This window comes from Flagellimonas sp. HMM57, assembly GCF_021390175.1.
Lineage (GTDB): Bacteria > Bacteroidota > Bacteroidia > Flavobacteriales > Flavobacteriaceae > Flagellimonas.
Window position 1 is genome coordinate 2,530,330 of the sequence record NZ_CP090004.1, and the last position, 18,403, is coordinate 2,548,732.

18 protein-coding genes are annotated in these 18,403 nt (G+C 40.2%); 9 read left to right on the plus strand and 9 right to left on the minus strand.

Annotation, left to right across the window (positions count from 1 at the left end; translation table 11 throughout):
* Nucleotides 1-96: 96 nt before the first annotated feature.
* Both LV716_RS11070 and LV716_RS11075 read right to left on the minus strand, forming a co-directional pair.
* On the minus strand, nucleotides 97-426 hold the full coding sequence (locus LV716_RS11070; protein ID WP_163417793.1) for a MerR family transcriptional regulator: 330 nt from the start codon (nucleotides 424-426) through the stop codon (nucleotides 97-99).
* Nucleotides 426-1,403 carry a M23 family metallopeptidase gene (locus LV716_RS11075; protein ID WP_163417794.1) on the minus strand — a complete coding sequence of 326 codons (978 nt, stop codon included), beginning with the start codon at nucleotides 1,401-1,403 and terminating at the stop codon, nucleotides 426-428. The genes LV716_RS11070 and LV716_RS11075 overlap by 1 nt, the downstream gene beginning before the upstream one ends.
* 105 nt (nucleotides 1,404-1,508) lie before the next feature.
* Here LV716_RS11075 and alaS point away from each other — a divergent pair, with 105 nt between their 5' ends.
* From alaS to LV716_RS11095, 4 genes are read left to right on the plus strand one after another with little or no spacing between them, the layout of a single operon-like run.
* Nucleotides 1,509-4,121: an alanine--tRNA ligase gene (alaS, locus tag LV716_RS11080; RefSeq protein ID WP_163417795.1), complete on the plus strand. Its 2,613-nt coding sequence runs from the start codon at nucleotides 1,509-1,511 to the stop codon at nucleotides 4,119-4,121.
* A gap of 15 nt (nucleotides 4,122-4,136) precedes the next feature.
* Nucleotides 4,137-4,793: a hypothetical protein gene (locus LV716_RS11085; RefSeq protein ID WP_163417796.1), complete on the plus strand. Its 657-nt coding sequence runs from the start codon at nucleotides 4,137-4,139 to the stop codon at nucleotides 4,791-4,793.
* A gap of 9 nt (nucleotides 4,794-4,802) precedes the next feature.
* Nucleotides 4,803-5,747, plus strand: coding sequence for a GSCFA domain-containing protein (locus LV716_RS11090; protein WP_163417797.1), 945 nt, complete (start codon nucleotides 4,803-4,805; stop codon nucleotides 5,745-5,747).
* Nucleotides 5,748-5,750: 3 nt separating this feature from the next.
* Entirely contained in the window at nucleotides 5,751-6,377 is a 627-nt protein-coding gene (locus tag LV716_RS11095; RefSeq protein WP_163417798.1) for a DUF4230 domain-containing protein, read from the plus strand.
* Here the strand turns inward: LV716_RS11095 and LV716_RS11100 are convergent.
* The 3 genes from LV716_RS11100 to LV716_RS11110 all read right to left on the minus strand — a co-directional run bounded on the left by LV716_RS11100 (nucleotide 6,345) and on the right by LV716_RS11110 (nucleotide 9,034).
* Nucleotides 6,345-8,102 carry an aromatic amino acid hydroxylase gene (locus tag LV716_RS11100; RefSeq protein WP_163417799.1) on the minus strand — a complete coding sequence of 586 codons (1,758 nt, stop codon included), beginning with the start codon at nucleotides 8,100-8,102 and terminating at the stop codon, nucleotides 6,345-6,347. The two genes, LV716_RS11095 and LV716_RS11100, sit on opposite strands and share 33 nt — an antisense overlap.
* 101 nt (nucleotides 8,103-8,203) lie before the next feature.
* The gene (locus LV716_RS11105) at nucleotides 8,204-8,803 is read right to left on the minus strand and encodes a DUF4136 domain-containing protein (RefSeq protein WP_163417800.1); all 600 of its coding nucleotides are present in this window, start codon (nucleotides 8,801-8,803) and stop codon (nucleotides 8,204-8,206) included.
* A 69-nt stretch (nucleotides 8,804-8,872) separates the two neighbouring features.
* Complete coding sequence (locus LV716_RS11110; RefSeq protein WP_163417801.1) at nucleotides 8,873-9,034, minus strand: DUF5522 domain-containing protein; 162 nt, start codon at nucleotides 9,032-9,034, stop codon at nucleotides 8,873-8,875.
* A 175-nt stretch (nucleotides 9,035-9,209) separates the two neighbouring features.
* Between LV716_RS11110 and LV716_RS11115 the strand changes: the two genes are divergently transcribed.
* The 4 genes from LV716_RS11115 to hemL are packed head-to-tail and all read left to right on the plus strand — an operon-like array spanning nucleotide 9,210 to nucleotide 12,627.
* Nucleotides 9,210-9,539 (plus strand): hypothetical protein, encoded by a 330-nt coding sequence (locus LV716_RS11115; protein WP_163417802.1) that lies wholly within the window; start codon nucleotides 9,210-9,212, stop codon nucleotides 9,537-9,539.
* A gap of 9 nt (nucleotides 9,540-9,548) precedes the next feature.
* Nucleotides 9,549-10,454 carry a 1-aminocyclopropane-1-carboxylate deaminase/D-cysteine desulfhydrase gene (locus LV716_RS11120; protein ID WP_163417803.1) on the plus strand — a complete coding sequence of 302 codons (906 nt, stop codon included), beginning with the start codon at nucleotides 9,549-9,551 and terminating at the stop codon, nucleotides 10,452-10,454.
* Nucleotides 10,451-11,305: a glucosaminidase domain-containing protein gene (locus LV716_RS11125; RefSeq protein ID WP_163417804.1), complete on the plus strand. Its 855-nt coding sequence runs from the start codon at nucleotides 10,451-10,453 to the stop codon at nucleotides 11,303-11,305. Before LV716_RS11120 ends, LV716_RS11125 begins: the two co-directional genes overlap by 4 nt.
* Nucleotides 11,306-11,349: 44 nt before the next feature.
* Complete coding sequence (hemL, locus tag LV716_RS11130; RefSeq protein WP_163417805.1) at nucleotides 11,350-12,627, plus strand: glutamate-1-semialdehyde 2,1-aminomutase; 1,278 nt, start codon at nucleotides 11,350-11,352, stop codon at nucleotides 12,625-12,627.
* A 20-nt stretch (nucleotides 12,628-12,647) separates the two neighbouring features.
* Here the strand turns inward: hemL and LV716_RS11135 are convergent, their stop codons facing one another.
* Nucleotides 12,648-14,942, minus strand: coding sequence for a glycoside hydrolase family 3 protein (locus LV716_RS11135; protein WP_163417806.1), 2,295 nt, complete (start codon nucleotides 14,940-14,942; stop codon nucleotides 12,648-12,650).
* Nucleotides 14,943-15,007: 65 nt separating this feature from the next.
* Between LV716_RS11135 and LV716_RS11140 the strand changes: the two genes are divergently transcribed.
* Nucleotides 15,008-15,742: an NUDIX domain-containing protein gene (locus LV716_RS11140; RefSeq protein WP_163417807.1), complete on the plus strand. Its 735-nt coding sequence runs from the start codon at nucleotides 15,008-15,010 to the stop codon at nucleotides 15,740-15,742.
* 40 nt (nucleotides 15,743-15,782) lie between these two features.
* On the opposite strand, the gene LV716_RS11145 is transcribed toward LV716_RS11140, so the two are convergent.
* The 3 genes from LV716_RS11145 to LV716_RS11155 form a co-directional block, all read right to left on the minus strand.
* Nucleotides 15,783-16,955 (minus strand): nitrate/nitrite transporter, encoded by a 1,173-nt coding sequence (locus LV716_RS11145; protein WP_163417808.1) that lies wholly within the window; start codon nucleotides 16,953-16,955, stop codon nucleotides 15,783-15,785.
* Nucleotides 16,956-17,055: 100 nt separating this feature from the next.
* On the minus strand, nucleotides 17,056-17,454 hold the full coding sequence (locus tag LV716_RS11150) for a hypothetical protein (RefSeq protein WP_163417809.1): 399 nt from the start codon (nucleotides 17,452-17,454) through the stop codon (nucleotides 17,056-17,058).
* On the minus strand, nucleotides 17,447-18,304 hold the full coding sequence (locus LV716_RS11155) for a hypothetical protein (protein WP_163417810.1): 858 nt from the start codon (nucleotides 18,302-18,304) through the stop codon (nucleotides 17,447-17,449). Before LV716_RS11155 ends, LV716_RS11150 begins: the two co-directional genes overlap by 8 nt.
* Between the last annotated feature and the right edge of the window lie 99 nt (nucleotides 18,305-18,403).

The following is an 18,403-nucleotide window of genomic DNA, read 5'->3' on the forward strand; positions in this document are numbered from 1 at the left end:
TTGGTTTATTTAGTGTTAGTAGATAAGTGTATTATTGGTGTTTTTTGTTACGCTTTTATTTGAATTTTTAGCTTCCGACCTCGTATTTCTACCTTTTCAAAGTTGTTCCTTGATTTTTAAAAGCTCAGCTCTTACTTTCTGTAATTTTTGTACGACCTCAAAATTAGAAAGCGTTTTTTGTTTTTCTTCCCTTAAATGAATTTTTGCGCCTTCAAGGGTAAAGCCTCGTTCTTTGACCAAGTGATAGATCAACTGTAAATTTTTGATATCCTGTGGAGTGAATTTTCTATTGCCCTTGGCATTTTTTTTTGGTTGAAGTACATCAAACTCTTTTTCCCAAAACCGAATCAAAGAGGTGTTCACATTGAATGCTTTTGCCACTTCGCCAATGCCGTAATATCGTTTTTCGGGAAGGTCTATATGCATTAATCCAGGGATTGGTTTTCTTGGTTGGCGAATTTGAGCATGTTTTCAAACTCTTCTGCCGTTAAACTGCCATAGTAGAAATTAATGGGATTGATGCGCTCTCCGTCTTTAAAGACCTCGTAATGTAAGTGGGGGGCTTCAGAGCGTCCTGTGTTTCCAACAAAACCTATCAAATCGCCACGTTTTACCTTTTGGCCTTTACTAACATTGTATTTGCTCAAATGCGCATACAGTGACATATAGCCATATCCATGATCTATCCTAATGTGTTTTCCGTATCCGGACGAGCCATTATCGGCACGTTTGATCGTTCCATCTCCAGTTGCATAGATGGGAACGCCCCTGGGAGCGGTAAAATCCATGCCCCAATGCATTTTTCTTGCCTTGGTGAAAGGGTCGGAACGCCATCCGTAACCAGAAGCCATTCGGGTTAAGTCTTCATTACGTACAGGTTGAATGGCGGGTATGGATGCCAATAACTTTTCTTTTTCTTCGGCAAGTTTGGCAATTTCATCCAAAGATTTGGACTGAATTACCATCTGCTTTTGAATGATATCCAACCGCTCTGTAGCGTTGATTATAATTTCGGAATTATTGAAGCCTTCCAAGGATTTGTACCGATTGATACCACCAAAACCTGCTTTTCGTTGTTCTTCCGGTATAGGGTTGGCTTCAAAATACAATCGATATATATTGTTGTCCCTATCTTCAATATTGGCGAGCACTTGCTCCATTTGCTCCATCTTCTTCATCAGGATTTCATACTGAAGCTCATAATTGTTCACCTCACGTTCCAGAGAAAGCTCTTTAGGCGTGTTCAAAAGACTAGTGTTCAATAGTATGACAAGCCCTAAAAATCCAAATAAAGCCGCTCCTACTATGAAAAGAAACAAATTGCGATACTTCTTGGACTTTTTAGGTTCAATCTTTCTATATGAAAGTGTATCTGGGTCGTAATAGTATTTAACTTTAGACATGAAGGGATTTTATCCTATTTTTGCGCTTTCTTTCTAATGAAAACAAGCAAATATAAAAATTGTTTTGCTTAAACTGTTAAATTTAATAAAACCCTAGCAATTCCGATGACATCCCAAGAAGTTAGAACTCAATTTTTAGACTTTTTTAAAGGGAAAAACCATAAAATAGTTCCTTCCGCACCAATGGTTATGAAAGATGACCCAACTTTAATGTTCACCAATGCGGGAATGAACCAGTTTAAGGAGTATTTTTTAGGGAATTCCGTTCCTAAATCCAAGCGTGTTTCCGACAGTCAAAAATGCCTGCGGGTCAGTGGTAAGCACAACGATTTGGAGGAGGTGGGAAAAGATACCTATCACCACACCATGTTCGAGATGTTGGGGAACTGGAGTTTTGGCGATTATTTTAAAAAAGAGGCGATTCAGTGGGCTTGGGAACTGTTGACGGAAGTCTACGGTATAGACAAAGACAGTTTATATGTTTCCGTCTTTGAAGGCAGTGACGATACTGACAATTTGGAGATGGACAAAGAAGCTTTTGCGTTATGGAAGGCCATTGTTCCCGAGGATAGAATCATTATGGGGAACAAGAAAGATAATTTCTGGGAAATGGGTGACCAAGGTCCTTGTGGCCCTTGTTCGGAGATTCATGTGGACATCCGTCCCAAAGAAGAAAAAACAGAAATATCTGGGGCTTCGTTAGTGAATCAAGATCATCCACAAGTTGTGGAAATCTGGAACTTGGTCTTTATGCAGTATAACAGAAAGGCCAATGGAAGTTTGGAAAGCCTCCCGGAAAAGCATGTGGATACAGGGATGGGCTTTGAGCGACTTTGTATGGTGTTGCAAGGGGTCACATCAAATTACGATACCGATGTTTTTACGCCATTGATCCGTGAGATAGAAACTATCACCGGACGTAAATACGGCAAGAATGAAGAGACGGATATTGCCATACGGGTGGTAGCTGATCATGTTAGGGCCGTAGCATTTTCAATAGCAGATGGACAATTGCCAAGCAATTCTGGTGCAGGTTATGTTATCCGCAGGATTTTAAGGAGGGCTATTCGCTATGGTTTTACATTTTTGGGCACGAACAAACCTTTTATTTACCGGTTGGTGAAGGTGCTTGGGGAGACCATGGGCAAAGCTTTTCCAGAACTGCGAGAACAGTATCAGTTGATTGAGAATGTAGTGAAGGAAGAAGAAAGTTCTTTTTTGAGTACGTTAGAACAAGGATTGGTACTATTGAATTCGGTCATAAAATCCTCAAAGACTAAAACCATAGAGGGCCAAAAGGCATTTGAACTCTATGATACGTTTGGATTCCCTATCGATTTAACGGCCCTGATTCTTGATGAAAAAGGGTATCAGTTGGATAAAGCAGGCTTTGAAAAAGCCTTAAAGGCCCAAAAAGACCGTTCTAGGGCCGCTTCGGAAACCTCCAAGGAAGATTGGACCGTTTTAATGGAGGACTCGGAGCAGGAATTCATCGGTTATGATAGTCTAGAAGCAGATGTAAAGCTGGTAAAATATAGAAAGATTAGCAGTAAGAAAGATGGGGAGCAATTTCAATTGGTCTTTAATCTAACGCCTTTTTATCCCGAAGGAGGTGGGCAGGTAGGCGATAAAGGATATTTGGAAGCGCCTAATGGCGATATCATCTATGTTATTGACACCAAAAGGGAAAATAATGAGATTGTACACTTTTCAGAAAGTCTTCCCAATGCTGTCACTAGCATATTCAAGGCCAGTGTAGATAAAAAGCAACGTGAGCGAACAGCAAGTAACCATACGGCGACCCATTTATTGCACCAAGCTTTGCGAGAAGTTTTGGGAACACATGTGGAACAAAAGGGTTCGGCCGTACATTCCAAATATTTACGATTTGATTTTTCGCATTTCTCAAAGTTGAAGGTGGAGGAACTGCGTGCGGTCGAGAATTTTGTCAATGCCCGTATTGAAGGACAATTGCCATTTGAAGAGAATAGGAATATTCCATTGAAGGAAGCCATGGAGCAAGGAGCCATGGCACTTTTTGGCGAAAAGTATGGAGACACGGTACGTACCGTTAAGTTTGGTCAGTCCATTGAACTATGTGGTGGAACGCATGTAAAAAATACAGGTGATATCTGGCATTTTAAAATAGTATCTGAAGGGGCTGTCGCAGCTGGCATTCGAAGAATTGAAGCGATAACCTCGGATGCGGTCAAAGAGTTCTACTTTAAGAACAATAGAATGCTCTATGAAATCAAAGACCTATTGAACAATGCCCAAGATCCTGTAAAAGCAGTAGAAGGTTTGCAAGAGGAGAATTCCACTCTGAAGAAACAAGTGGAGCAACTCTTGAAGGATAAGGCGAAAGGACTTAAAAATGATTTAATTTCAGAATTGGAAGAAGTTGATGGTGTTCGGTTTTTGGCTAAAAAAGTGGAGTTGGACGCAGCAGGAATTAAAGACCTTGCCTTTGAAATGGGCGGTCAGTTCGATAACCTGTTTTTATTGCTCGCAGCCGAAAATGATGGAAAAGCGTTGTTATCCTGTTACATTTCCAAAGAATTGGTGACCAATAGAAAGATGCATGCGGGGAACATTGTCCGCGAACTTGGAAAACATATTCAGGGAGGTGGTGGCGGACAGCCATTTTTTGCTACCGCTGGGGGTAAGAATCCGGCCGGAATTGAAGACGCACTAAATAGTGTTAAGGAAATGATTTAGGAAATTCTATGGGTTATGCGGTTTTTCAAAGTAAAAACGATTAACTGGAAATATATCTTCGGTGAAATATTCTTGATTTTTGTGGGAATCAATTTGGCTATTTGGTTCAATGACTGGAATTCTTCGAAAGCAATTCAAAATGATAAGGAGGTTGCACTATCTAAGATAAAAGTAGAGCTAGAAGCCAATCTGGAAGAGTTGGTCGTGAATAGAAGCCTCAACCAAAAAATTCCATCCTTTCTTACTGAAATGGATAGTTTGAAGAACGGTAATGAAGCGTTGATTTTAACCCCTTCGGATATGAAAGAACTCTGGGATAGATATCCTGAGCAAATTAAGGGTGTTGATTCTATTCCTGTAGATGACAAACTTAATAAATATGAAATCGACGCCTTTGTCAATCTTGAGATAACGGATTTGAGTAGTATTGCTTGGGATGTAGCTAAGTCCACAGGTATATTCCATAAATTCGGATACGACTGTCTCTATGAGCTTCAGGGATTGTACAACACTCAGGATTTGGTAAAGACTGAACTCAAAAATGCAACAGATGCTTTGAGAACTGGAACTATGCAGGATTTTCTAAGAGTACTTGAGTTTATGGTGCAATTGGAAAATCAGCTTGAAGATCAATATCGAGAAATGATAAAGAGCATAGATAATTGCAAGTAATATATCTGAATGAAATTGCAGACCACAATTCCATTGGGAAAAGGTAAAACCCAAATTGATTATAAAAGTAAATTATTACTACTGGGCTCCTGTTTTGTGGAAAATATAGGTCAAAAACTGAGCTATTATAAATTCCAGCAAGTTCAAAATCCTTTTGGAATCCTGTTTCATCCACTTGCCATTGAAAATTTGATAGAGCGTGCCCTACATGATAAAATGTATCAGGAGAACGAGGTTTTTGAGCATCAAGAAATCTGGAAGTGTTTTGATGCGCATTCCGATTGCAGTGCTTTATCAAAACAGGAATTACTTCAAAATTTAAATGATAAACTTCGTCAAACAAAAAAGCGGGTAACTGCGGCCAGTCACATCGTCATAACCTTGGGTACGGCTTGGGTATACCGGAATACTGAAAGCGATAGCATTGTTGCCAATTGCCATAAAGTACCGCAAAAACAATTTTCAAAAGAATTGTTGTCGGTCAAGACTATTCAGGGTTGTTTGGAACGATTGATTCATTTGATTCAATCCATCAATGAGAAAGCAACATTAATTTTCACGATTTCCCCTGTTCGCCATCTAAAAGATGGTTTTGTTGAAAACCAAAGAAGTAAAGCAAATCTGGTAAATGCACTCCATTACGTAAAAGAAAGGCATACTATTTCTTATTTCCCTTCTTATGAAATCATGATGGACGAACTACGGGATTATCGTTTTTATGAAAAGGATATGGTGCATCCCAATCAACTTGCGATAGCTTACATTTGGGAAAAGTTCAAATCGGTTTGGATTGCTGAAGAAGCGTATTCCAGTATGGAAGAAGTGGAAACCGTTCAAAAAGGATTATTGCACAAACCTTTTAACCCCAATTCAAATGCACATCAAAAGTTTGCGGCTTCACTTCAAGCTAAAATTGTCTATCTTCAAGAAAAGTATCCCTTCATTCAATTCTAAAACATGAAAAAAGTACTGTTTGGGGCATTGATCGCACTGGCATCGGTATTGATCTATAAATCCTGTACTGACGATAGGGAGGAAAAGGCAATATTAAGAGAAAATTCGTTGCTCATTCAAGAGGAATTGAAAAATGTTTCCAAGCTTATCGTTACCGAGGGTCATTTTGCCGAGGTCTATAATTATAAAGATTCTAAAGCACTGTTCGGTTCACTCATTTCGGCCGATAAAAGAGCTTTGGTCGTAGTGAATGCTGAGGTTGCTATTGCATATGACCTTTCCCAAGTTGATTATGAAATAGAAGAGACAGAAAAGACGATTTACATTAAGTCCATTCCGGAACCTGAGATAAAAATAAATCCTGATTTTGAATACTACGATGTATCTGCAGATTACCTGAACCCTTTTAGTGCGAATGATTACAACAAAATTAAAAATACGGTCAAATCTTCATTGCTAAAAAAGATTGAAACCTCTTCGTTAAAATCTAATGCCGAAAACAGGCTGGTCAGCGAACTTTCAAAACTCTATGTGCTTACAAATTCCTTGGGCTGGAAGTTGGTATACAATCAAAAACAAATTGATTCTTCAACTCAATTAGAGGCTATGGGAAAAACTATGGTCGACTAAGCTCAGTCCGTCATCAATCAAATGACCCACTTTAGGATTATGTTGTTTTACGGTTTCCAAGTGCTCTATAATCTCTTTCTGGAAATCTTCATCACTACTTTTTTTGGCCAACTCATAAAGTTCCGTAGGTAATAACCAATCGTTAGGATATTCTTTTTTTATTTCCTGAAACACCTTGTGACGGGAAATGGTGGTATTCGTGCCCTCTCTAAACTCTCTTATCTGCTTGTAATAAACTTCCAATCGTGCTCTTTCTTTACTCTTTTTGGACTTGATCGTAGTTTCTGTAAGCTCGTGTGTTATGAGGTTGAAACTGTTCAAATCTGCAGGACCGTTAAATGCAGAAACCACTTCTTGGCCAATAGCCATATGGTACAACCCCCAATCTGGTAAGAACAGTAGCGTTCCATCATGCATTACCCTGCAATCCTTGAACGTTATCAAGATTATTTTTCCTTGAAGATTACGTGTACCTGTAACTATGGTGCCCTCAACGGTGACCCCTCCTTCAAATTCCAATGATATTTGTTCTCCTTCATAGATCTTGTAGGCTTTTAAGTCACGTGGGCTCATATCTTCTATGGCAAGATTGATGCCTTTTAGCTTCCCGACAGGGGAGCCAAAGCCTTCGGGATGTTGTTCTGTGCCGTGCCCTACCAACTCTTTTTCTCGATAAGATAGTGCTGTGGGGCCAACGGTTCGTAGGTAAATAGGTTTTCCATTGTGGTCAATAACTGAGTTGAACTGTCCGGATATTTGTATTCCTGTGCTTAGTTCTATGCTACCGAGCGCTTTGGAGTCAATCAGTTTTTGTACTCCAGAAAGACCACCGGTGCGTAAGGCCATCGTATTTGCAAAGTCCTCCAAAACCTGACTTAAATGTGCAAAATTAGGCGTGACAAAAAGTTGGGGCTGCGGCTTTGTGATATCAAAAGCCATATTGGCTGCTTCCAAGGTATAAGGCTCTTTTGTTACATCGTTTTGCATGCACCATTTGCTTTCTCCAATAGATGATAGCAATCCAGCTCCATAAATTTTGGCATTTTCTGGTGAGCCAATCAATCCATACTCTACAGTCCACCAGTGTAAGTTGCGTATGAGGGCCATTTCACTGGGTTTGCCCATGTTCTCTTGAAGTTCTTCAATATGTTTTTCAGCAGTGTCTATTTCATCTTGTGGCGTTCCGGCAGCTTCTTTTATAATGGAAAGATGTCTCACCGCTTGGTAGAGTTCATAATCTTTTGCGCTGGATATTGCTTTACTGCCAATTTCCCCAAAACGCCTTAAATATTCCGCATATTCTGGGTTGGCAATGATAGGTGCATGTCCGGCCCCTTCATGGATAATGTCTGGCGCTGGAGTGTATTCAATATGTTCCAATTGTCGTATATCCGAAGCAATGACAAGCACATTATAAGCCTGGAATTCCATGAATGCTGAGGGTGGTATAAAACCATCAACGGCGACCGCTGCCCATCCAATTTCCTTCAAGATACGATTCATCCCATACATATTGGGGATATGGTCAATGGATATGCCCGTCTTTAGCAAGCCATCTACGTAAGACTTATGGGCTACTTTGCTTAAATAGTCCACGTTTTTTCGCATAACATAGCGCCATACTGCTTGATCAATGGCAGAGTAATCCTCATAGTTCTGTGGTTTTATGAACTGTTTTAGATGCTTTGGTAACTTATCTAGTATGGGATTGGACTCGTAACTCATGTTTCGTTTTTACTATTCCTTAAAGATACGAAATCAAGGTGTTTTTGCATAAACGATGGGTATGGGTACAAAAAAACCGCCAGTTAGGCGGTTTATGTATTTTAATTAGCTGCTATCTCATTTGAAGGCGGGTATTTTTTTAGAATATTGGCCACAAACTCTTTAATACGCTGCTCTTTTTTCTCAATGTTCTTCGTGTTGTTCAAAGTACCAACACCACGGCCTTGCCAAACAAGCCCTTTATTTTTATTGTCGATCAGGTCAATATACAAAGAGCCTTCCGTTCTTGTTGAAACATCGGGACCAAAACCGCCGCCCCAGCCTGGACCCCAACCCCAGCCTGGACCCCAGCCGCCCCAACCGAGACCGCCCCAGCCAAAGCCACCCCAGCCCCAACCAAAGTTGTTGTTGTACACATCGACTTGCTCACGCTCCTTGGTGAAAATATTGACCAAAAGGTCTGGTTGTTGTGATTTTACAAAACCTCGGGAACTCATCTCGGCATCTATGGCCTTTAGGATTCGTTTTTTATCCAAATCTGAGATTTGAGCTCTATCGATACCTGTTTTGTAGAAGGCATAGGTCTTATATGTTTGAAAATTGGCTTGTTTGTCATAGTCCGCAATAACCTTTACAGAACTACAGGACGCCAAGAAGCTGATGGCTAAAATAGCTAGGGAAAATAGTTTTAAATTCTTCATATCAATTTTTTTAGGGTTAATACAAGGCACTGTTAACGTATCACAAATATTATGCCGAACCTATGGAAATCAAGTCCTTCTATTGGTTTTTTTATCAAAGCCATATGGGCAGTGTCTACAACCACTCTCACAGCAATAACCGCGCTTAAGGTGATATTTCTCTGTAAATACCTTGTAGCCTTCTTTGGATAGGTAAAAATCACCTTCTTCCAAAGGAATCAGTTTTTTCATTCTGGAAAACTCATTGATACTATAAAATTAGTCTATTATAAATAAATGACCGGTACTTTGCCATTTGTGGATTTTTTACGTAGTTCACCGAAATAGTCACGCTTATTATCGATTGCATCCAATTTTATGGATTTTTGACAGTTACCTTTGTAGGAATCTTTTGATATTGTAAAGTTTGATTTTAGTTTTTAAACATTTCTTTTATCGAAATTATGTTGGTCTTTCACTTTGGCCATTTATCATCTTGAAAGAGGGTTCCCTCAAAACGGATGAAGTGCTCATCAATCACGAAAGGATACATTTGAAGCAGCAGCGAGAGCTCTTGATTCTCCCTTTTTATCTTCTCTATTTTACAGAATGGCTGTTGCGGACATTACTTTATCTAAACAGTTACAGGGCCTATCAGAACATTAGTTTTGAACGTGAAGCGTATGCAAATGAAGATGATAAAGAGTATCTTGCACGTAGAAAACCATATAGTTTTTTAAATTATTTGGTGCGTTAACCATATACCTTGTCAATTCCAAATCAGAACGTAGATTTACCCATTCTCAAAGAAAAAGGCGTAACCCTTCACATTAAAAGGGAAGATACTATCCATCCTTTTATTTCTGGAAACAAATACAGAAAGTTAAAGTATAACCTTATTGAAGCTAAAAAGTTGGGGTATGGTACTTTGCTCACGTTTGGTGGCGCATTTTCCAATCATATAGCCGCTGCTGCTTACGCTGGAAACACATCGGGCATAAAAACCATTGGTGTTGTTCGCGGTGAAGAGTTGGCGGAACAATGGCAAGAAAATCCAACTTTACAACTAGCCAAAGAACATGGGATGCATTTTCATTTTGTATCTAGAAGTGAATATCGGAAAAAGAATACCATTGGTTTTCTAAATGATTTGAAAGAAAGCTTTGGGGAATGCTATATTCTTCCGGAAGGTGGAACAAATGAATTGGCGGTAAAAGGATGTGAGGAAATTTTAACGTACTCGGATACGCAATTTGATGTTGTGAGCAGCTGCGTGGGAACTGGCGGTACCCTGGCCGGACTCATCAATTCTGCACAATCGCACCAAACAGTTTTGGGATTTCCGGCGTTAAAGGGTGATTTTCTAAAAGAAGATATTCTTAAATTTGTCCAGAATGAGAATTGGAACTTAATTTCTGATTATCATTTTGGTGGATATGCCAAGTTTGATGAACGCTTGATTGAATTCATCAATGCCTTTAAAAAAGAGACTGAGATTCCATTGGATCCCATTTATACAGGAAAGATGCTTTTTGGTATTCTGAATATGATAAAAAAGGGAGTCTTTGAACAGGGAACACGTATTTTGGCAATTCATACTGGAGGATTACAGGGTATAGAAGGAATGAATCTTGTTTTGAAAAAGAAAAATTTACCGTTATTGGATTTATGATCAGGAGAATAGCATTTGTTTTGGTAACGGCCTTGTTATTGGCAAGCTGTGGAGCAAAAAAAAGAACGGCAAACAGAGAAAGAAAAACTTCGGTTGCCAAAACCAAAGAAACCAGAGGCCAAAACACCAAGATTTCCGATAGCAATAGTGAAGCTTCAGGATTGTATGTGTTGCCCGAAGATTCCGGAAAGTTTGTGAAGTTTCCAATTGCAAATACCCAGGAATATATCGAGACCTTTGCAGAAATCGCACAATTTGAAATGCGAGCCTATGGTATTCCTGCCAGTATTACCCTTGCACAAGGTATTTTGGAGAGTGGCTCGGGTAAAGGAGCACTGACTCTCAAAACAAATAATCACTTTGGCATTAAATGCCACACAGGATGGGAAGGAGAGTTCGATTTTCATGACGACGACGAACGCGGTGAGTGCTTTAGAAAGTACAACCACCCTATGTATTCCTTTAGGGACCATAGTATTTTCCTCTCCTCACGCTCCCGCTATAAGTTTCTGTTCAATTACAGAAGGGATGATTACAAAAAATGGGCGTATGGGCTAAGGCAAGCAGGATATGCCACGGACCGTAAATATCCGCAAAAGCTCATTGCACTCATTGAGCGTTATGATTTGGACAGGTACGATGATGAGGTAGTAGATGCTGGCTTGGACACCGTGCGCAAACCAAAAAAATATAATGTTTTTACCCATACCGTAGAAAGAGGGGATACACTATATGCCATCTCCAGAAAATATGAAATATCCGTAGACGAACTTATGCGAATCAACCGACTTCGTTCCACGAACTTATCTATTGGACAGGTTTTGAACATCAGAAAAGAAAAATCAAAATAGCACGTGGCTTTACATCAAAGTGCAACCATTATAATCCTTTATACATGATTTACCAAAGAAGCAGTGCCTTGTTTCAAGAAGCAAAAAAATATATTCCAGGAGGGGTAAATTCACCGGTTAGGGCGTTTAAGGCGGTAGGGGGCGACCCAATTTTTGTAAAAGAAGCCAAAGGCGCTTATTTGTATGATGAGGACGGTAACCGATTGATAGATTATATAGCTTCATGGGGGCCACTGATTTTGGGCCATGCCTATGAACCCGTAATCAATGCCGTGGTCGAAAAAGCTCAAAAAGGTACTTCGTTTGGAATGCCAACCGAGATTGAAACCGAATTGGCGAAACTTGCCGTTTCCATGGTACCCAATATTGATAAGATACGTTTTGTAAATAGTGGTACCGAAGCTTGCATGAGTGCAGTGCGGTTAGCACGTGGATATACCGGAAAAGATAAAATCATCAAATTCGCTGGTTGCTACCACGGCCATTCCGATTCATTTTTGATTCAGGCTGGGAGCGGGGCAGTTACTTTTGGAAGTCCAAACAGTCCAGGTGTGACCCAAGGAACTGCAAAAGATACGTTGTTGGCAAATTACAATGATTTGGAGGGCGTTGAAGCACTGGCCGAGGCGAACAAAGGAGAAATATCAGCAATAATAATTGAACCTGTAGCAGGGAATATGGGTTGTATCGTACCTACGGAAGAATTTATCCATGGGTTACGAAAATTATGTACTAAAGAAGGTATTTTGTTGCTTTTTGATGAGGTAATGACTGGGTTTCGATTAGCAAAAGGAGGTGCCCAAGAAGCATTGGGAGTCGATGCCGATATCCTTATGTTCGGTAAGGTCATTGGAGGCGGGCTTCCCGTTGGTGCATTTGCTGCTAAAACCGAAATCATGTCGCATTTAGCGCCAGAGGGACCTGTTTACCAAGCCGGAACCTTGAGCGGAAACCCATTGGCAATGAGCGCTGGGTTGGCCATGCTTACATCCCTGAACAACAAACCAGAAGTTTTTACAAACTTGGACGAGAAAACTGAATACCTGCATAAAGGCATTGCCAACATTTTGACAGAAAAAGGCGTTGCCCACCAAATTAACCGCTTTGGTAGTATGGTCTCCGTTCATTTTACTGAAGAACCCGTTGTTGATTTTATTTCTTCAGCAAAAGGAAATAACGATATGTTTAAAAAGTACTTTCACGGTATGCTGGAGCAGGGGGTTTATTTACCACCCTCGGCTTTTGAAAGTTATTTTTTAAACGATGCCATTAGTTATGCCGATTTGGATTTCACTATAGAGGCGGTCAAAAAAGCTTTTTGATCAAACATTTTGGTTTTTGTTTATTTTGAAGTTTCTTCCATAATTTCTTGGACGGAAAATGTTGTTTTTAATAAATCACGCTCTGCTGAAGAACTACCTACATAAACTTCATAGTCCATAGCTTCAATTTGCCATGCTTTTGCTTCAGGGTTGTACCAGGCCATATCATCTACGTTTACTTCCAGCATGATTTTTTTGGTTTCCATGGGGGCAAATGCTACTTTTTTAAAATCCCTTAATAATTTTACAGGTCGGTCTATCTTGGAGTTTTTGAAACCAATATATAGTTGTACGACCTCTTTTGCAGTCATGTTCCCTTTATTGGTTACATTGACTTCCACTTGCAAAACATCGCTTTTGGATAGCTTTGGTTGGATGACCTTTAAGGAATCATAAACGAAATTTGTATAGCCCATACCAAACCCAAAAGGATAAGCTGGCCGAATACTCTTTTTGTCGAATAAGGTATACCCATGGTAGTACTCATATTCTATTTCCTTTGTGTAGGGCGTAAAGTATGGATAGTCTTTGGTATCCTTTGCAATGGTAAAGGGTAATTTCCCACTGGGACTCACTTTTCCGTATAAAATGTTTGCCAATGCGGTACCACCTTCCATGCCGCTATACCATGAAAATAGGATGGCGGGTACTTTATCTTTCCAAGAAGTCATATCTATGGCACTTCCCCCAACGTATACCAGGGCTAAATTTTTGTTTTCAGGAGCAATAGCTTCAATGAGGTTTTCGTCCAAATTGGAAAGACGAAGGTCCGTTCGGTCACCCCCAATAATCATCCCTTCAGGAGCTTTGCCATTATTTGCGGACTCAACCATTTTTTCACGGTCTAATATAATGTACTCTCCCTCATCCTCATGGGTAAAACCTACAATCATAATAACTTCATCCGCTTTTTTTGCAAGTTCTTTGGCACTGTTCAAATCACTGCCGTCATTTAGAACTACGGTATTTCCCAATTTTTCTTGGTATTTTTTGATGCCTTCATAAGGAGTTTCAACGTATATGGGCGTGGAATCACTGCTTCCATGGTCACCTGTATTTTCCAAATCTGCCAATCTGCCTATGACCGCTATGGTTTTGCCCTGTTTTTGCTCGAAAGGCAATATGTTATCGTTTTTTAATAGTACCATACTCTCCTCGGCTACTTTTCGTGCGAGGTCCAAACTCGATTGTTTGCCGATACTTTCATAGGTATAGTTGTGATCATCTTCACCTAGAGCGTATTTGAGCCGTGTCCTTAACGATTCCACCACAAGTTTATCAATATCCGTTTCGGTAATCTCACCCTTTTCAATTGCTTCTTTTAATAGTTCTGGCTTATAGGCCTGTTTAAATGGCATCTCAACATTTAGACCGGCTTTTACACCTTTAACGCCATCATAGAGTCCCATAAGCCAATCCGTAGATACAAAACCTTCAAACCCCCAGTCATTTCTAAGAATGTCCGTTAATAGATATTTGTTTTCACCACAAAATTTACCATTTACCGAATTGTAGGCACTCATTATGGATGCAGGTTTTCCATCTTGTATCGTTTTCTTCCAATGTGGTAGATAGACTTCTCGTAATGTTCGTTCATCTACTTTTACATCGACGACCCAACGAGAATTTTCGATACTATTTAAGGCGAAGTGCTTGGGACAGGCCATTATGTTGTTATCCTCTAAACCTTTGACAGCGGCAACACCGAACTCGCCCAATAACCAGGGATCTTCTCCATAGGTTTCCTGGGCTCTTCCCCAACCGGGATGGCGTAACAGATTAATACACGGAGTAGCTCCGTAATTGACTTTATTTGCTCGCATTTCTGATGAGATTACCTTATGTATTTCGTATTCCAGTTCGGGATTCCATGAGGCGCCCCTTGCCATTCCTACAGGGAATGTGGTTACCCCGTTAACATCCTTGTCCAATACCCTTGCACCACGGGGACCATCAGAAAGTACCCAGGGTGGAATGCCCAGTCTGTCATTTTTACCTACATAAATATGGGCGAACCGCTCGTTGAACAGCATATTAATGACTAATTTGGTAAGGCCGCTACCATAATTCTCACCATACATTTGCGAAACTTTTTCCTCAAAGTCCATTTGGGAGACCAATTGTTTCGCTACGTTTTCAAAATCGCCTTTGGAAAGTTCTGTTTTTAGGTCTTCGTTGGTTACAAACAGGGAGTGCATCTTATAATGTGTATTCCTGAAATACAAAAACCCTCCTACGATTAAAAGTATACCAACCAACAGACCAGCCCCTTTTAAAATACGTAACCCCCATTTCTTTATTTTTTTATTGCCCATTTGTGTCGTTTTGCCACAAATATAATTAAATGTGGCGGAACGACACAAATTATTATCTTTGTCTAATGGATATCACTCAGTTTTTAAAAAATGGAGCTAGTTTTTTCTTGCCAAATATTTCTGTTGACATCGTGATTTTAGGCTTTAAAGATGGTGAGTTGAAGGTTCTGTTACAGGAGTTTGATGGTAAATGGTGCCTGCCCGGTGGTTATGTCTTTAAAGAAGAGGCTGTTTGTGATGCGGCAGTGCGTGTACTTGAAGAAAGAACGGGGATACAGCAACCTTTTTTACGGCTTTTTCAGGTTTTTGGGGATAGTAATCGAAGTTTTGCGGAAGAGTTTAAAGGGTTGATGAAGCGTATTGGCCAAGAGTGGCAACCCGACCTATGGATTAACCAACGTTTTGTGACAATGGCCCATTATGCATTGGTCAATATTGAGGAAGTGAAGCCAACAGGCGGAATTTTTTCAATGCACCATGATTGGTTTTTAGTGGATAGCTTACCCACCATGTTGATGGATCATGCCGAAATTATTGCTGCTTCAAAAAATCAATTGCGGCGCGATATTACTTTGGAGCACATTTCGTTTAATCTGCTTCCGGAAGAATTCACCATGCCCGAATTACAACGAATCCATGAAGCGATTTTGGGTAAAAAATTGGAGCGAAGTCGTTTTCAAAAGAAAATGTTATCCCTCAATGTTTTGGAGCGCCTACCCAAACCAAAAGAGGATGCACCCCGTCGAAAACCGTTTTTGTATAAGGTCAAGGAAGAATCCGTAGAGAATCAAACCGTATAAGATTGTGTTTAGCTTTGGTTTTGGAAGAGTGTCAGTTTTTTCAAATAACTCTCTTTTTGACCAATGCTATCAATCCTAAAACGGGGCCAATGGCCAAGAGCATGTATGCACTATGTGCTGGCAAAACATTTTCCAGAGCTGCAATCACTTGAATACTGATAATGGTGATACTGAATCCAATACAGTTTACAATGGTTAGGGCAGTTCCTTTGATTTCTGGAGTGGCACGTTGCGCTACCAACGTTGAAAAAAGTGGAGAATCTGCTATGACCACCATACCCCAAAAAAGCAAGAAGCCAACAAAGAGTAGTTCTGAGGATGCGGTAAAAAATAGAGGTGAAATCAAACAGCATACACACGAAAGCGCCAATGCGAACGAAGCGGTTTTTTTTAGACCCATACTTTGGGATAGGTAACCGCCCAGCACACAAGCTAATCCCCCAATGGCGATAATTGCAAACGATAGTGTTGACACGGGCAAGTCAGTGTTTTGATGTATGGAATTATAAGATTGAAGCATTACCGGTACAAATGCCCAAAATGTATATAATTCCCACATATGCCCAAAATAGCCAAAAGCGGCAGCACGGAAATCTGGATTTTTAAAAACACTTAGAAAAGCCGTTAGCTGTACCTGCTGACTACTTTTTCTGTAGGGACCATTGGGAACTAAACGTATCATTAGTATTCCGCCCAACGTGGCTAGGGCAGAGGTGGAGAACACTACCGAGGTCCATGAAAACAAGGTATTCAATCCCTTTAATAAATGTGGAAGGGCTGTGCCTAGAACTAAAGCTCCTACTAAAAAACCTAGCGACTTGCCAAGCCCTTTGTCAAAATAATCTGCAGCTATCTTCATACCCACGGGGTAAATACCTGCTAGAAAAAATCCAGTGAAGTATCGAAATACCAATAAGGTGGACAAGGTATTGGCTTCCCATAAAATGCATATATTAAACACAGCGCCCAGCAATGCACTGATCATAAAAACCTTGGAAGGTGAAAAACGATCTGTTAACGTTAATATGGCGAAAAGTAATGTTCCTGAAATAAACCCAAACTGCACCGCTGACGTTAAATGGCCTAAAGCACTGGATTCAAGATTGAAGTTGGTCACCAAGTCTCCCATAACCCCGTTTCCTGCAAACCATAGAGATGTGCAAAAAAATTGCGCAATTACAATAATATGCAAGATATGTTTGGGCGGTTTCACGTATAGCGTACAATATAGGCTTTGTCGTTAGCTTTTAGCTCAGTTTACAGCAGCTGTGGAAAACAGATTTGTAACAGTTTGCTTTTTAACCTGTTTCACCTTAGGGATCAGTTTCAAAAATGTCGGATAAACTTCCAATAGCTTCGGATATGGCTTGGGGGTTTAAACTAAAAACAGAGGCTCCCAAGGTCACAATTGCAGTTGCTATGCCGATAGCTTTTTGTACGTTGATAAGGGAGGCATACGATTTTTCCATCTGTTCGGTAATAGTGGTCAATTTGGATAAAGCCTCTTCCGCATCGTTCATCACCAGTTTGGCCGACATGGTAAACAGGTCATCCGAGTAATCCAATGTCCGTTTATGGTACTCCCGTAACCGCTTGTTCTGCACTCTTGTCAACGAGGCGTAGTTTTTATAGCGATAATCACCTATTGCCTGCGCATAGGCCAAAAAGATTTTGGCAAGCTCGTTGGTTTGTTTTGAATTGAGTCTAGCCATTGGTCCGTATTTTTTTGAATTCGATTACAATGGTTTTAATGTCACTGGCATATCTAAAAAGTTCTTCTTGGATTTCCCGCACGCTCAATTTATCGGCATTTTCGGTGAGTGTTTGATGTCCTTCGGAGATTTCGGTCAAGGTCTCGGAGTATAGGGCGAATTTTTGCTGAAGGTTTTCAATGGTTTCTATGCCGTTGAAGTAATCCGTGGCAATTTCCCTTTTTTCTTGGGCTGAAAGCTCGGTGTTCTGCAAGAACTCAAAGTAGTCCGATTTTAGCTGCTCTTTTTTAACGTCCAGTTTACCGCTAAGATTTGACGAAAGATTAAAATCCAGAAAGGACAACAAGGTTTTAACGGGTTCGTTGCCCTCTTTTATGTACTCCCTGATTTTATTTTTTCGGTAGGCGTTTGTAAATGCACCTAGTACTACCGTAGAGATTCTGGAATACGAGGCTGACTCTTCCTGATTGATTTTAATGGGCCCAAAATCGCCGCTGCTAAGCGTGTTTTCAAGGGCTTCGGTATTGTAGGTTGTTAAATCGTTAGCAGAAAGCTTGGTCAATCCATCAAAATAAGCGTAGACCGAAGTGTATATTTTAAGGCTGATGCTATCGGCCTGTTGTTCTCCTAAACAATCGCAGCTATCATTAAGAATATTTAAGTTTTTGATGTTTTCCAGCCTACATCCATCCAAGCAACTTTGCTCAAAATTATACGGTATGGTTTCAAACGCTGTGACAGCCTCCAAGGAGGTGGTTGAAAATTCACTCACATGTTTTAAGTCCGCGCAACTGACTAGCCCTATTGCAAAGAGCAAAATAGTCGAAGCCTTGATAAGGTATTTGTTCATTGGTTTTAGGGTTATATTTTATGAACGTTTTTGGTAGCGCTATTACTTGAAAAGCAGTAAAAGGTCTAGTAGGTATTGTTTGCAAGATAATTCCTGCTA

Excerpts from the sequence above, each read along its gene's own strand:
- LV716_RS11150 (WP_163417809.1), bottom strand. The coding sequence starts at position 17,454 with ATGGCTAGACTCAATTCAAAACAAACCAACGAGCTTGCCAAAATCTTT.
- LV716_RS11125 (WP_163417804.1), top strand. The coding sequence starts at position 10,451 with ATGATCAGGAGAATAGCATTTGTTTTGGTAACGGCCTTGTTATTGGCA.
- LV716_RS11090 (WP_163417797.1), top strand. The coding sequence starts at position 4,803 with ATGAAATTGCAGACCACAATTCCATTGGGAAAAGGTAAAACCCAAATT.
- hemL (WP_163417805.1), top strand. The coding sequence starts at position 11,350 with ATGATTTACCAAAGAAGCAGTGCCTTGTTTCAAGAAGCAAAAAAATAT.
- LV716_RS11100 (WP_163417799.1), bottom strand. The coding sequence starts at position 8,102 with ATGAGTTACGAGTCCAATCCCATACTAGATAAGTTACCAAAGCATCTA.
- LV716_RS11155 (WP_163417810.1), bottom strand. The coding sequence starts at position 18,304 with ATGAACAAATACCTTATCAAGGCTTCGACTATTTTGCTCTTTGCAATA.
- LV716_RS11105 (WP_163417800.1), bottom strand. The coding sequence starts at position 8,803 with ATGAAGAATTTAAAACTATTTTCCCTAGCTATTTTAGCCATCAGCTTC.
- LV716_RS11095 (WP_163417798.1), top strand. The coding sequence starts at position 5,751 with ATGAAAAAAGTACTGTTTGGGGCATTGATCGCACTGGCATCGGTATTG.
- LV716_RS11140 (WP_163417807.1), top strand. The coding sequence starts at position 15,008 with ATGGATATCACTCAGTTTTTAAAAAATGGAGCTAGTTTTTTCTTGCCA.
- LV716_RS11135 (WP_163417806.1), bottom strand. The coding sequence starts at position 14,942 with ATGGGCAATAAAAAAATAAAGAAATGGGGGTTACGTATTTTAAAAGGG.
- LV716_RS11110 (WP_163417801.1), bottom strand. The coding sequence starts at position 9,034 with ATGAAAAAACTGATTCCTTTGGAAGAAGGTGATTTTTACCTATCCAAA.
- alaS (WP_163417795.1), top strand. The coding sequence starts at position 1,509 with ATGACATCCCAAGAAGTTAGAACTCAATTTTTAGACTTTTTTAAAGGG.
- LV716_RS11070 (WP_163417793.1), bottom strand. The coding sequence starts at position 426 with ATGCATATAGACCTTCCCGAAAAACGATATTACGGCATTGGCGAAGTG.
- LV716_RS11085 (WP_163417796.1), top strand. The coding sequence starts at position 4,137 with ATGCGGTTTTTCAAAGTAAAAACGATTAACTGGAAATATATCTTCGGT.
- LV716_RS11075 (WP_163417794.1), bottom strand. The coding sequence starts at position 1,403 with ATGTCTAAAGTTAAATACTATTACGACCCAGATACACTTTCATATAGA.